Below are 16,755 nucleotides of genomic sequence, written 5' to 3' on the forward strand. Positions count from 1 at the left end.
GGGGAATTAGCTCAGTTGGTAGAGCGCTGCGATCGCACCGCAGAGGCCAGGGATTCGAGTTCCCTATTCTCCATGTATGTTACTTATTCTAACATCAATGTAAACATTGATAGTTGACACGCTCACATTACCAGCCAAATCCTGAGCCGTAATTGTGAGACTTTGAGCAGAAATATTCCCATGAGGTAACTCTTGAGGTAACTCTAGCTGTTGATCAAACTGTCCATTATGAATAATGATGTCTTTGGCAGGTAAATCATTAAAGCGATAGGTGAGACTGGTAATTGGTGAAGCTGTGCTGTGAACAGTTCCGGTTAATCTTGCGCCGGGAGTCAAGCGATCGCCATCGGCTGGACTACTAATATTTAAATTAGGTGCAACTGTATCAATTGTCAATTCCTGCACCATAGACTCTGGGTTGACGTTTCCTGCTTTATCTGAAATTTTAGCAGTGACTTGTTGCACTCCATCAGCTAAAGTCACAGTATCTATTCCAGCAACGTGATTGTTAATTTGCACCTCATCTAACAATTCTTGACCATTAAATAACTCAATTCTACTGTTGAATTCATGATTAACAGCACCGTTGAATTGTAACTGATTAGCTATAGCCACAGAGGTAGTATCTAATGTAAAATTGAGTTTCAGCAACTCAGAAGAATTACCAAATTCATCAATAGATTGCAGAATTAAATTATATGTGCCATCAGCTAATGTACCACCTTTAATAGTTTCTAACAATTGACGGTTTAACAACAAACTACCATCAGGTTTTAAATTAGATGAGATTTCCACTAAATTATCTTCACCTTGTAAACTCGCCTTGAGACTGCTAATCCTGCTAGCATCAGTTACGTAAACAGCTATATGAGAATTAGAAGTAATACCATCATTATTTATCCCTGTATCTTCAACTAAATTAGCAGCAATCTTAGGTGCAGTTGCGTCAAAAGTAGCAATAGACCTTGCATAATTGATTAACACCTTACCTAACTCTGTATTGCGCCATTCCTTCGGCGGTACAATCAATGAGCCTAAATTTAGCACCGTTGTATTTGCACCCTTGACGGTAAAGATAATATCGTTGTAATCCAGGTCTGAAGCTGAATTTTGAATGATATCCTCAAATCCAAACACCCCACCGTCTAAAGTTTTATCTAACATTTGACCCAAGTAAGCAACTTTATTAGGGTTAGCATCTGGAATTGAGAATAAAGGCCGTTTATCTCCAGTAATGGCTGGGTTAGCAAATACCTCACTCACAGTACCATTAGGAACTAAAAATACAACAAATTGACTACCAGGAGTCATATTAAAAGTTTTAGCTCCTAAATAATTACCAGCATTTTTGTTACTTTCTCCCAGTTCACCGTTAAAGCGTGCGCCTTCATTTTGGTCAGAAATCACTACATAGCCTAAATTAGAATTGCTTAAAGCACGACGGGAAGCTTCTCGAATAAATTCAATTGAATCAACCGCCAAATTTTCCATACCTTGGAGATTGAAAATAGCCATTTCTCCCTGATAGCTACCGGAATCAACTATAAAGTCGATGATGACTTTTCCTGTAGCATCAACAATAAATACACCTGATGGATAAATCGGACGAGAAGGAGGTTGAGGGTTAACCTCTACTTTCAGAGTATTGCTACTTACAGCACTATCAGAGTCAGTAACAGTTAAAGTTACTGTGTATTCACCCTGATTTTGATAGGTATGAGTCGGGTTTAAAATGCCAGTAGCAGTATTACCATCGCCAAAATCCCATTTAATTGTATGGGTATCTTTAATACCGGGGTCTTGGAAATTACCGTTAAAGTTAAAAGCTACTCCTGCATTCACTGTCAGGTTAGAACCTGCTGTAACTATCGGTGCAACATTATTCACCACAACTGCTAAAGTTTGACTAATAGAACGCCCTTGAGCATCTTGAACAGTCAGCGTGACATTGTAATTACCGTTGTCTGCAAATTTATGGGTGATATTTTGCCCAGTTACTACCTCAGTATCATCCCCAAAATCCCAGTAATAGGTCAGAGGTTGATGATTAACGCTGGTAGCTACAGCACTGAAGTTACCAATTTCGCCTTCATTTAAGTTAGTATCACCTGAAATATCAGTAATAATCAGAGATGTACCGTTAACGGTGACGGTGACAGTTGCAGGTTGAGAAACTGCACCAAGGTTATCTTTGACGGTGTAGGTGAAGTTGTCAGTCCCGTTAAAGTTGGGGTTGGGGGTGTAAGTTACAGTCCCATCATTGTTAATTGTGACGTTACCATTGCTGGGTTGAGTCTCGATGACGACACTGTTGGGGTTAATGGTGTCATTACCATCGACATCTTCATCATTTTCGAGGATAGGAATGATGATGTTGGTGTCTTCATTAGTAGTAATGGTGTCATGTTTAGCGACTGGTTCATCATTGACTGGGTTAACGGTGACGGTGACAGTCGCAGGTTGAGAAATTGCACCTTGGTTATCTTTGACGGTGTAGGTGAAGGTGTCAGTCCCGTTAAAGTTGGGGTTGGGGGTGTAATTTACAGTTCCATCATTGTTAACTGTGACATTACCATTACTGGGTTGAGTCTCGATGATGATACTGTTGGGGTTAATGGTGTCATTACCATCTACATCTTCGTCATTGTTGAGGACGGGAATGATGATGCTTGTGTCTTCATTAGTAGTAATGGTGTCATCGTTAGCTGTGGGTGAATTATTACCCGTTTGATTAATATTGACTGTTACCTTGGCTTGAGTGCTACCACCAAAACCATCTTCTACTAAGTAAACAAAACTGCCAATACCGTAATAGTTTGGGGTAGGTGTGAAGGCGATCGCACCATCTAAGTTTAGTTCAACAGTGCCATTGATAGCATTATAGACACGGGTAATTTTTAAAGTATCGCCATTTGGATCATTATCATTTTGCAACAGTTCGTTAGGCTGAACCGTTAAGATACTGTTGATTTGTGTGTTGACAGTATCAGCACCAGCTACGGGTATTAGGTTAGTTCTGTCCAGTAATTGGATATTATCAATTGTCACAGAACCGTTGCGATCGCCAAACCCCAGTAAATCAAAGTAAAGTTTTGCCTCAGTATTGGCTGCAATACCACTAACATCAATATTCACAGTTAGCGTTGTATTCAGTGCAATTGTATCACCTGAATTGATTGCCCCAGTAATCTTAACTTTACCGGGAGTCGTACCATCCCCAGCATTAAAATACACCCTACCATCAGGCTGAATGTTCAACAGTGCGTCAGTTTGATTGAGTCCATCAAGTGTAATCAATGGCTGATTTGTATTGTTATCGAACAAACGCACCTCAAAAGCATCCCCAGGATTGAGATTTGTTGATGTTCCTAAATTAACATTCAGTAATTGGAATTGCAGAATTTGCGAACCTTGGGGAATAGTCAAAGTTTGAGAGACGCTAGTAGTAGCAGAATCACCTTCCTGCAAGATAATTGCATTGTTGCTGAGAGTCGATAAGCTGCTAATTGTCTGTGCAGATTTTAGTCCTAATTCCGGTTCAAAACCAGAGCTTAAAGCCAACTTCTCAGATTCTAAACTATTCACATTGGCTGTTAATCCCTGGTTTTGCAGCGATTCAACTACACGAATTTGTATGGTATCTTCGCCTAAACCACTGTCATCATCAGCGACACGCAATTTAACTGTGTAAACACCAGTACTATTGTAAGTATATGTGGGAGTCAGAGTTTTATAAACATAAGAACTATTATCCCCAAAGTCCCAGGAAATGAGCGGGAAAGTATCCAGAGTACCAGCATCGGTGACAGAACCATTAAATCTAACTTGTGTACCCACCACCACAGTTTGATCAACACCAGCATCCACAACTGGTATTCTATTTCTCACCAGGATATTTTCAGTGTAAGCCAAACTGGTGCTAATGCCATAGTCTCGATAAATATTGATAGTGTAGCGATCCTCAGCAGAAGTTGTGGGGTTGTCATCTAAATAACGGTGTTGGAAACTGACATTATGTGTACCCGCACCAAAGGAGACAGTTTCAATCGTACCATCACCCCAATTAATTCTGGCTGTGAAGGGTGAAATTACATCAGAGAGGACGGTATTCACTGTAAAGATGTCATTTTCGTAAGTTACCCGTAAGTTATCCCTAGTTACTGGGTCTTCTACATTATCATCTTGATCGGCTGTTACCTCAACAGGAATAAATTTAGTCTGGGAAACACCACCATCATCATCGTTGACTGTCACCGCAATTTGATATGTACCTGGGTTTTGGTAAGCATGAGAACCAAACAATGAACCTCGACTGAGGATATTTTCAGCACCAGCAACAATATCTGTCACTACTTGGTTAATTGGCGTGCTATTGTCACCCCAATTAATAGTATATCTCCACGACTCAGTAGAGCCAAAACCTGGGTCTGTAAAATTACCAAGACTAGGAATAGTAAATTGGTTATTGGCTTTGACTTTAAAGCCAGAGATAACAGAGAGTGTGGGAGCTACGTTCAAGACATCAACATTAAATGTTTGCGTACTTGTACCACCATCATCATCACTTAAAATTACCGTGACCGTGTAGGGAGAATTATCAGCTTTGTTATCTGCATAGATATGCTGGAGGTTGAAGAAACCTCTAGAAGCTGTTCCTGCTGCACCGGGAATAATATTAGTGACGTTACCACTATCAACCTTACCATCACCCCAGTCAACACTATAACTCCAGTTCTCTGTTGCACCAAAACCGGGGTCGGTAAACACCAAGTTACCTAAATTCAGTAATTGACCTTCATTAACAGTTTGGTTGGTAACTGCGGTTAAAGTTGGGGTGACGTTGCGGACGTTGACTTTTATGGTTTTAGTCGCTTCTCCACCGTCATCATCTCTGACAGTTACAGTCATGATATATGGGGAGTTATCTGGTTTGCTATCGCCATAGATATGTTTACCGCCAAACACACCTTGAGATAATACTCCAATAGAACCGGGGGTAACGTTGGTGACATTACCATTATCAATTTTGCCATCACCCCAGTTAATCGAATAAGTCCAAGTTTCTCCAGCACCAAAACCAGGGTCAGTGAAGCTGAAGAAGTTACTTAAATCCAGTTCTTGACCTTCATCAAGGGTAATCTCATCATACACATCAGCTAAAGTTGGGGCAACGTTACGCACTACCAGCTTGACAAATTTCAGGTCTTCACCACCTTTACTGTCTGTCACCTGCACACCGACATCATAGATATCTTCATTACCATGTGTACCACGGTTATCAGCGTAGATATGTGTACCTGAAAATGTACCTTGGACTACACTACCGGAAACAATATCAGTCACTTGACCAACAGCACGGGGGGTAGAATCATTCCAGTTAATTGAGTAATTCCAGGTTTGGTCAGTGTCAGGATCGGTAAACTGACCTGTTAATTTTAATGAATCACCTTCATCAACTACTAATGGTGATAATATTGTCAGCTTCGGCGGTGTATTACCATTATCTAAGACTTGACCAAATGTAATGTTATCAAGGAAAAACATCTGGCTAATAAAGCCTTGAGGGTCTTCTAATAAGAAGTTTTGTTCAAAGTTTTCTACTTCAAAACTAATTGTCCCAACTTTACCTTTATAGCTTTCGGGGATAAGAACTGAATAACGTTTAGTTTCAAAGAATGCTGGGGTTAGTACCACAGATTCTTTAATTTCTCCGGCTTCACCATTGAAGTAAACATTTACTCTGGAATTGGGAGCAACTAACAAAGGCGAAATAATATCAAACTGTACTGCTTGCGCCGTTGTGGGAATGTACAGGCGATTATGGGTGATGCGTTCTAGATTAACCAGACTGTCAATTACACTTTCTTGTTTTTCGCCTGTGAGAATTTCACCTAAAGACCCGGTGAATAATGTTGAACCCATTTCAAAAATCGCTTTGAGAATGCTTTGACCTCCCATTAACAGAGAGTAGTTTGGTTCCATTTCCCAAAGACTTTCTAATTGCTCAAAAACGTATTCTTTAACGTTGTCTAAGCCGGGGACTTTTTCGCTGATAATATCAACTAATTCTGTGGCTGGTTCGCGCCATTTCTCTGGTAATTCTCCCAGTTTGTCGTTGACTTTTTTATCAATGAGTGCTTGGACTGGTTCGGCTAATTTATCCCAAACTTTTTCTAGTAAACCTTTAAAAATTGTTTTGGGGTTGGTTTGGAAAACTAAAGCGGCTGTTAAGTCAATGTTAGAGTCTAACAGTACAGTTTTAAAGCCTTCTCCGCCGTGGAAAGACCAACCGGGCATTTCGTGGGAGAATGGGAAGCGATCGCGCAAATGTAATGTCCCCCACTCAAAATCTCCGTTAAATACATCCGCAACCGCAGGTTCACCACTTTCTTGGTCAGCATCATCACTGTTATCAAAGGTAACTTCTACACCCGCAAACCCAGAATCAGGACGCAGATATGTTGCACCACCTAAGACTGAATAAGCCCAACCAATACCATTACCTTCCCAAGATGGCGGGAAGCTGGGCGAACTGGGATTAGAGACATACCAAGGGTTAGGTAGTGTAAAGTTAAAGTCTTTGAAATCATCAGGGTATGTAATGGCGTTTTGGGCTTTACGGAAAATATACTCAGGGTCATCAGCAGAGAACTGCTGGAGTTGCAAGTTAGTTGTCCCAGCATACCACCGCCACACACGGCTATGAGGGCCACCCAGACCATAGTTAGCCTCAATGGTTGTGTTTAAGTATGGTATTGTCAGTGCAATTCTGATGTCATCTTGAGTAAATGCTGTAGAACCATCCAGTAAACGATTGACATCTGTACCATCAATTGCCCGTCCATTGGGGGTTAAAGTAAAGTCAGTTAAAGAAGCCGATGCTTCACTGGCTAACTTTTGGTAATAGTTATCAGCAAAGAGAATATTATTCCAAACTGTAACATTCGGGTCTTTAAAATCTGCATAATATAATGTTTCCAGATTTGTCCCCACAAACTTCGCCCATGTAGAAGCACTACCTGTAATAAAAGATAAGGCTGTACCAACTACAGGTATGGGTTTAGTAATTGTACTTAATCCCTGAAGAATATCCCCTAATGGCACATCCAGAGAATCTTGAACAAAATCATGGGGGTCAAGAGTTGTCATCTGGATAGTCTTGACATCGGGGAAATAAGTTCCAATACGCTGGATAATCTCACTGTTGACAACCGTACCTCGGCTATGGGCAAGAAAATGAAGCGGGGAGGTAAAGATTTTGTCTTTAGTTCCTAGTGTTTGGTTTTGATTCAGTTTCACCAACGCCGCAAAGAAAGCATCAGCCGCCGCTTCTGAAAAACCAGAATCACTGATATCAGACTCTTTCACCCAGTTCATAATCAGGGTAAGCGGTTTACCGAGTTGCGGTGTTTGTCCGTCTACTGTTTCAAATTCTCCGGTGAAGCGGTTATAAGCCATAACTGCCCCATCTCCACCAGCTTTATCAATGTATTGTGCTAATTCTTTAGTCCACGCTGGTATGCTATCACCCAAAGATAACTGGAAGCCGTGGGTAATGACTGTGACGGCTGAGAATTGGTTAGGATTGCCAACAATCGGTGCAGTATTGAAGGATTGATACTGGCGATAAATGCGACCATCTTTACCTTTGACTTCTACACCCCACCAGTAGGTTTGTCCGGCGGTTAGTTGTAATGCTGGCGGTAATTTAAACTTGGTTGGCTGTCCACCTAGAACTTGATAAGTGAGGATGCGGTTATTGTGGGGGGGATTAGTATCATCAGGGAATAAGCCTTCACCTGGCCCAAATGTACTGACATACAGGGTGCTTTCTAAATTAGGTTCACTAATAAACCATTCAAATTCCGGTGTGTTGGTGTCGATAGTACCAGAAACACTAATTGACAAATCTAGTAAATCTTTTTGAACTGCTAAACCACGGGGGTTATAACCTGGAATAATCGGCCCGTTGGGGTTTTGAACTCCTGGTGTATTCGGGTCTAAGTCAGGAATGGAGAAAATGGGGAAAGCACCGCCCAGGATACCCATTCTGTAGTCAGCCCTGAGATCAATGGCGTGGTTGAGGTCGTTGACGGGGAATCGGTCTAAGGTATAACTACCGACACCGTTTTGTGAGTTGAGGTATTCTTCAACTGTCTGTCTTAACTTGGGCAGGTCGTAAACCATGACAAAATTATTACCACCAAAGGCAGCATACAAATACTTTTCATCGGCGGAAATAACTAAGTTATCTGGGAACGCCAGAGGTGTGGAACGAGTAGCGGCAACTAAGCCTGAACGCCCTTGAGAATTATACAGACCAAATGGGTCGTATATAATACCAACGTTACCGCCGCCTGGGTTGCTGGGTCTGAAGTTGGGGTCATGGGAGGGGTCATTTTGGATGTAGCGGTTAAAGCCAGTGACAAAAGCAAATTTGCGATCGCCTGTAACTGCTATACCCCTGGCATTGTTGACATCAAAGCTATCGAAGGTAGAACCCAGAGTTAAACTAATATATTTTTCCACTTCCCAGATATTACTACCCACCTGCCGCAAGACCCCAAAGCCTTGATTATCCGAGAGGAAGTTAGTAAATGTAATGATGTTGGGGTCATTGGTGGTAGTAATGGCGTAAGGTTCTGCACCTACTTCTAAAATCTGACTAATTGGGATGGGGAAACCACTGGCAAATTTTTGATCAGCGTTACTGATGTCGTAAATAATAATACTGCCCGGTTTAGCGGTAACATTGCCAGCCGTCAGAGAACCTCGGCGTTCCCCAGGTACAGCTACAAATAGTCTATTATTATCAGCACTAATCGCAATGCCATGTAGACCGTGAGGTGCGGCGGGTACATCAATAATATTGACTAATTGATGATAAGCGGGAGAGAAAGGATTAATGTCAATGACGTAAATTCGCCCTTGAGTTTCATCAGTGACATAAGCATAGCGATCGCGGTTATCAATGACAATTCTGTGAGGTTCAGCACCGACAGGCAACTGTATCTGATTTATCCCCAAGGTTGCTGCTACACCAGCGACATCAGGAACAGCGTCTATTTGTTGTAGGGCTAAGGTATCAATCACAGCGATCGCACCACTAGCAAACAAGGTAACATAAGCGCGGGTATTATCAGCAGTGACAGCAACTTGACGCGCCCCGTCTACTTTATTCGGATCACCTACAGGAATGCGAGCTAATAAATCAGGAATCACATCTATTTGGTTGGGGTTAAGGGGATTAACCCGCTCAGTGGGAGCCATAACCGCCACTTGATCACTCACCAGCGCAGAAAATACGTAACGCCCATCAGGTTGAATGAACCCTACATTGCTGCTGCTAATTGCCGAGTTATCCCATTCGGGAATACCACCAGGGCCAGCTTTCAAAACTGAAGTTTTACGAATCACATAAAACTTAGATGTGCCGAGAACAATATTTTGCGGAATATTAAAACGTAATTCCTGTAAACCGTTGCTTAAAGTTTGAATACTCTCAGCTTGGACACGAACTTGTCTAAGTTGACCATTTTCTAACCCACCCGGTAAAAAGACAACTTCGATATCTTCCTTAGCCGTGCCTAGTTTTCGCCCATCAACCAAAGGCGCATTTTCATCAGCATACTGTAATCGCTCACCCCGAATTACCAATTGTGGTGCAAGATTGTCAAAGTCAACCTTGATGACTTGGATAACCGGATCAACACCCTCGATATTAGCAGTATTGTTAACGTTGATTTCAATCGTACCAATCGCACCCGGCTTGATTTCTACTAAGTGGTTAGTTATCTGTAACCCACCTTCAGGAAGGAACTGCACCACCTTCAACTCACGTTGACCAAAAGGTAGTGTCATCACAAACCCGGCTGCCAAGGTAGACATAGCCCCCAGCAGCAAACCACCAGGCCCCGGTAAAACTGCCATTGCAGTCACACCAGCGAGTACCAAAGGCAGTGAAAATACTATTCTGGCTTGTAATTCCCTGACTTTGCCGGGATCTGCACCAGCCACAATATAAGTACCATCATGGGTGACACCAGGATAAGGTCTAGAGGTGGTGCGGGCAATACCATCAGCACCGACAATACCCTTTTCTACCTCCAGCCAAACTTGCTGGGTTGTACCATCACCATTCAAGTTGGGGACAGAGAAGGAACGATAGAAAACGACTGACGAACCAGGGTCTAAATTAGATACAGGTATAGCCAATTGCGCCGGTACACTCATGGCTTGATTCCCTGTATTCAGTTGGAAAGCTGCGGCGACGGTTAAGCCTTCTGTGGGTAGAGGTAGACCGAGGTCATTAGCATTGATGGGTGTAATGTTAACAGTGGTATTTGCTTGTAAAGCCCCTGGTGCAACGGCAACTTGTAAACCTTCCGCACTCCGAACAACCCCACCAGTCACACCTATTGCAGTCGCGCCAATACTCGGTGCAGCAACTTTTACAGGAATAATAGTTTCTGCCATCTTGTTGATCGCAATGACAGTTGTTTCACCTTCGGCTTTGGCTGTGATTAGTCCATCTGCACTAACTTCTACTATTTGCGGATTGGTGACATAATATACTGTGCCTTGGCTACCTTGGGTAATTTTAATGTTATCGCCGTAATTCAGGTCTAGTTGACGAGTACCACCATTCAGGTTGAGGGTGACAGAGTTAGGATAGGGGTCTATACCTGTAATTCCCAAGATTTGACTAGCAATGTTTTGGGCAGCACCGACCATGAAAGCAGTAGCAGCTTGAATACCGTTCTTGCTGACTCGGATAACACCTGTACCGTTGCTAATACCAGTCACTACACCTGTGCTGGAGACAATAGCGGCGGCGGAGTTAGTAGAAGTAAATTGTAGATAGGAAGCTGGTAATAGGACATTACTTTGGTCAGCAAAGTTACCAAAGACAGTTAACTTGGCGGTTTGACCTGAGAATAGACGGGGATTACGTTCTAGGAAATTTAGATGAATTAGAGGCGCATCACTAACTCGGACAGAGAAGAATCCCGCACCGGAGGTATTATAACCATCATCAGCGACAAGTTTAAAGCTGGCGTTGCCATTGTAACCAGTATCGGGGGTAAAGATAGCACCTTGTCCATTGGGACTGAGGTTGACATCGCCATTCACTGGAGTGGTGGCATCTTTAATTACTCGGTAGTAAACGCGATCGCCATCAGGATCACTACCAAACACAGATAAAGGAATTGTTACCGCTAAATCTGTGTGAGTCAGAATTTCTGGAGGTAGGTTAGCTAAACTTGGTGGACGATTAGCCACAAAACCCAGGTTTTGACCGAGAATTTGCAAGTCAAGCGCATCCACCACACCATTACGGTTCAAATCATAATCTAATGTTAGGGGTGCATTTCCTAACAAAGACTGCATGGATGCACTATCCTCACCATCCACTCGTTCATCTAAATTCACATCTCCAGCGACAAACAAGCGTAAATCAAAATCACCTGTAGCATTAGCATTACCAGTTAAATTCAGTGCATACAAACCAGCCCGATTAATAGCAAACAGAGCCAAAACAGTCTTGTTATCGCTATTTTGGTTGTTAAATACCAGTCTTGCGCCGTCAATGGTGGGAATATTCGGCAAGAAATCCCCAGATGTGGCTTTAATTTCCACACCAATAATTACTAAATTATTAGTTGTACCTTGTAGTTCTGATTCGCGGACACTAAAAGTATATTGCTGGGTTGTTTCAATCTTGCCGTTGACAACATTACCATTAAATTTATAGCTAGTACCTAAATCAGTTGCGCTATCTTGTCCGACTGCAACGATGAGACGATGGGGTTGAGTTTGAGAATAACCATAACGACTAGAAACAGCCTCAGCCAAATTCCGCACATTCACCAAGTCACCCAGACTATCGTAGTGATAGATAAACTCACTACCATCCGGTGCGGTAATTTGGGTTAAACGTCCGGCTTCATCCCAAACAAAACGGACAAATTCACCATTATTAGCAACAATTCCGCTATCACTAAAGTTGAGGATAGTATTACCTTGAATTTGCTGAACAACACGCCCGTTAGCATCTAAATGATAAACCGTACCATCATTAGCCGTCAGGCTGTAGGCGTAACCTGCAAACAGGGAATTATTGGGGTTGTAAGGTTGTCCGGTTTTCAGTTCATAGAACTTCGCCCCACCTTTGGTTAAGAATGCGTCAACAGATTGCAGAGTATAATTTACACCCGCATCTGCTACCCAAGCTGGTTTGTAATAGGTGAACCCGTTAACGGTTTGCGCTTGCGGTTGGAAGGTAAAGCCCCGTCTTGTACCATCTGGTAAGGTGAGATATAGGCGTGTACCGATTTCTAAGGAACTATAAACGCCTAGATTTTCCCTTCCTGTTAACGGTACATTGGTTTGTAGGTTAGTATCGAGATTTGCTAACCGCCAACCATAGCCAAAAGTGCTAGATGTGTTAGCAGCAAGTGGATCATAGCTGCGGACGAGATTTAGGGTAATTCCGCCTAAGTTGACTGTTAAATCAGTTTCGTTGCGGACTGGTTGGGCTTTGGTGGTACTGTTAATTTCAATAATCGCTTCTTTGGTGGTGGTGCGATCGCCTATATCTGTAGCAGTTAACCGCAAGCGATAGAAACCATTCGCCAAATTTGCCGGGTCTAAATTCGTCAGCGTTGTATTAACTGGTTGATTTCCACGGGCTAATGTAACAAAATTATTGCTATTAAATCCGGCAATTTCTAACCGCCATTCATCCAAGTTACTATCAACAACACTGCCAATAATTGCCTTTAATTCTGTTAATCTTGCACCATCTAAGCCAGAGGCAAAATTAACGACAGGGGCAGTAATATCTTCAGCATTTTGTACCTTCAAAACCTTACTGGTATAGCCAGTAAAGCCATCTGTATCTGTAGCCCAGGCTTCTACTAAATAACTGCCAGGGGTGTTGGGGGTAAAGATGCCCCTACCTAACATATCCCGCGCTACTTCCACACCATTGACTTTAATTGTCAGGTTGGTAATTTCTGCCAAACTGTTGGCTTTAGCATTAATCACAATACGTTGCTCAGGAACAGCCGGGAAACTTGGTGTTAGTTCGATAAATACAGGAATCTCCGGTGCTGTTAAGGTACTGCTAATTAATACTGTTTCTGTGGTTGTAATCTCACCATCACTGACACTAAAGGTAACTTGATAATTACCAATTTGACCGGGGTTAGGTGTCCAGTTAAATTCGCCAGTTGCAGAATTAAAAGTTGCTCCTTCTGGTAATTTAGCGGCGGTATAAGTTAAAGTTGTTCCTGTATCTTTATCTTCACCCTTCACTGTAAATTGCAGATTTTGACCAACTACAGCCCGATGGTTAGAAACTTCAATTGTCGGGGCTTGATTAACATTGGCAATATCCAGCTTGACAGTAATTGTTCCTTGGGCATTGATGGCATCAAAAGCCGCAAAGGTGAGGAAATATTGCCCAGCTTGTGTAAAGTTTGGTGTCCATCGGAACAGGCGTGTTTGTGGGTCAAAAACTGCACCTGTCGGTAAGGGCGACAGTAGGGCATAGGTGAGAGATTCGCTATCTGCATCTACCGCAGTTACCGCAAATTGGAGAGTATTATTTTCTCGTCCCTGTTGGGTGGGTAAGGGAAGGAAAGCGGGAGTTTGATTAGTATTGTTAATCTTGATTTTTAGTTCTTGGGATGCGGATTTATTCCCATCGCTGACAGTTAAGAAAATGCTTTCTTGTCCAGCAGAGAAAGCGTTAGGAATCCACCGCAATTCCCCTGTAAATGGGTCAAGGCTAGCATTATCAGGAATATCTGTGGCGGTGAAAATTAAGGTATCGTTATCAGCATCACTGACGTATTGATTCAGATTAACAATTAGTTCCTGTCCCTCATTGACAATTTGCTCAGGGATGGGATTAAAAACAGGAGCTTGATTACTAGCCCGTACCCCAATATTAAAGGTTTGTTCATCTAATAATTCCCCTTGAGGGTTACTAATTCTGACAATAATTTCGTAGGTTTTACCAACATCATCGGCTTGGGGTTGCCAATTGAATGTGGCTTTTTCATTGTCTGTGTTAAAGGTGAACCCTGGTAAGGTGACAACATCGCCATTTAATCGGGCTATGAGTTCATAAGTTAAGGCTGTTTGTTGACGATTGCTTGCACCTATTTCTAAAGCTAAAGTTTGTCCGGGGACAGCGACTTTATTACCAATGGCTTTCAGGTGTGGAGTAACCGCAACGTTAAACTGATATGTAGTAGAAAGACGGTTGAGATTATTATCTGCTTCTGTGGCTGTGAGGATAAAGGCATAATTGCCACTATCATCAAAACTCGGTGTCAAGCGTAAAATTCCTGTACCATCACCGTTATCGGTAAAGCGGGCAAACCGGGGGAAGTCAAAGTTATTCGCTAACCCCAAGGAAAGAACTACATTATCACCATCTGCATCACTGACTTGTACGGGAATTTCTAAGGTTTGACCCCTTTGCAACACGGGAATAGTTAACGGTGTCACTACCGGAGGACGGTTAGTATTAACTACCTGAATAGGTACTGTAATATTAGCCGTTTGGGCTGTTAAACCGTTACCGTCATCAATGGCGGTGAAGGTGACAGTATAATTTCCTGATTGGTTGTAAGTTGGTGTCCAGGTAAAGATACCCGTGATGGGGTCAAAGTCTGCGCCAGTGGGGAGGGTGCTAACGGTGTAAGCGACGGGGAAGTTAATAATTTGGTCGTTACTGTCATCGTTATCACCATCATCAATGACATATTTACCATCGTTACGTTGTTTGACCAAAGAGCCATTTTGCATTAACGCACCGTTACCGTAGGTATCGCCCTCTAACCGTTCTAAAGCGATAAAGTTGGGGTTATCGGGGTCAAAGGCAAAGGCACGGAAGCGCAGTTGTTGGTTTTCTTGTATCTGCAATGCACCTATTTGGTCAAAGACGGGGGTGGCATTGATGTTAACTAAAGTAAAGGTGGCGGTTTGGGTGGTGGTTTTAGAACCATCGGAAACGCCGAAGGGAATTACCACTGTTCCCGTTTGATTGTAACCGGGTGTCCACTCAAATACGCCTGTGGTGGGGTTGAGAGTTGCCCCGACTGGTAGGAAGTTACTGAAATAAGTCAGGTTTGCCCCTTCGGGGTCACTTCCTCGCAGTTGTATTCTGAGGGTTTCGCCTTGTTGGATGCTGCGGTTAGCTACTGGTAGTAGGCTGGGGGCTTGGTTGGTGGGGGCAATAAGGAAGCTGGTGGTTTGAGTAACTGTATTAACACCATCACTGACAAAGAATTGAATATTGTTATAAGTTCCCGCCGCATTAAATCCTGGTGTCCAGCTAAACATCAGGTTTTCTGGGTCAAAGGTAGCCCCGGCTGGCAGGTTATCCACCCAGAAGATGAGAGGGTTGTTATTCGCATCTCTGGCAGCAATGGGAATTTCGATTTTCTCTCCTTCCCGTCCTTGAATTTGCGTTGGTATGGGGGAGAATACAGGGGCAGAGTTACCACCTGTGACGGATAAGTTAAAGGTTTGGGTGGCAAAACCGCCCCTGGTGTCGTAAACTCTCAGGCTGACTGTGGTAGTGGCGGGACTATTCGCGGTTGGTTGCCAAGTTATTAACCCGGTGGTGGCATCAATAGTCATGCCTTCTGGAGCATCATACAGCAAATAGGCTAAGGCACTAGCAGCACCATCGGGGTCTTGTGCTTGGGCTTGGTAGGTGTAGGTTTGTCCGACTGCTGTGGTGGTGACAGGGTTGGAAGTAAATACTGGTGCAGCGTTACTGTAGGGTAAGGTGTAAATTCCCGTTTCAAAGGCAACACGTAACTGTTCTGGGTTCTGGATGGTGATAATTTTACCTGTAATTTCCTGTCCTGGTTGTAAGCGTCCATTGCTGGGCAAGTTATTACTTAAATCAAGGAGATATGCCCCGTTTGTACCGACGGTTGCACCCACGGGAACACCAGAGAAGAAGTCACCAGGGTCTAGTAACAGGGCAATGGGTACGGCTAAATCATAGTTTGTAATGTTCTTGATGCTGACATCATAGGAAACTGTGGAGGAGGTGCGATCGCTCCTCGTATTGATAAACTTAAACTCAACTGCCGCTAAGAAGTCGGAGAAGGCGAGGAATTGTCCTGTATAATCCTCAACCATTGTCTCATTCGCCTGACTCTTGACGGTATTCTCTACCCGCAGTTCATACCGTGAGGGAATTAACGCATCAAATACCAGTTGGGCTGTGCGGTTGGTTGTATCGTAGGTGACACTGTTAGGTTTGATGTTGGTAATTGGTAGCCCTGTTTCTGTGTTAATGACTGTCAGTAAATAATTGTTGGGATTAATCACAGACGCAGCATCACGGGCATCACCAGCAAACATATCCTGGTCAAAGGTGACAGTAATAATACTATTGGGTAAAGTAATATTTGTGTCGTCTGGTGGGTTAGTAGCTGCAACACGGGGACGAGTTACGGGGCTGATAATATCAATTTGGTTGGACTGACTCAACAACACCCGCCCTTCTGTAGTGGTGCGGATAATATCGCCACGAGTGCCACCTGTAGCTAAATCTAAGGTTTCCAGGGTGGCAACATTCACCAGTTTCAATGTGCCGTTATTGGTGGAAACGAACAATAACCCGGCTAAATTAGTGTTTTCCTGCCCAAAGGCGAGGGAATCAACGGGGGCATCGTAACGCAGTTGTAATTTAGGGGTATTTTCTAATTTTCCTTGGGC

Annotated in this window: 1 protein-coding gene and 1 tRNA gene (1 of these 2 cut by a window edge); one reads left to right on the plus strand and one right to left on the minus strand. The window is 43.1% G+C overall.

Annotated features, from left to right (window positions below; translation table 11 throughout):
- Window positions 1-73 (plus strand) — tRNA-Ala (locus tag AACS98_RS12710).
- Here the strand turns inward: AACS98_RS12710 and AACS98_RS12715 are convergent.
- A protein-coding gene (locus AACS98_RS12715) for an Ig-like domain-containing protein (RefSeq protein ID WP_304439106.1) crosses the window boundary here: on the minus strand, window positions 64-16,755 show its 3' portion. 11,988 nt of this gene lie beyond the right edge of the window; only the last 16,692 of its 28,680 coding nucleotides appear in the window; its start codon lies off the right edge, out of view; it ends in the stop codon at window positions 64-66. The genes AACS98_RS12710 and AACS98_RS12715 overlap by 10 nt on opposite strands.

The organism is Anabaena sp. CA = ATCC 33047, from assembly GCF_963870205.1.
Lineage (GTDB): Bacteria > Cyanobacteriota > Cyanobacteriia > Cyanobacteriales > Nostocaceae > Trichormus.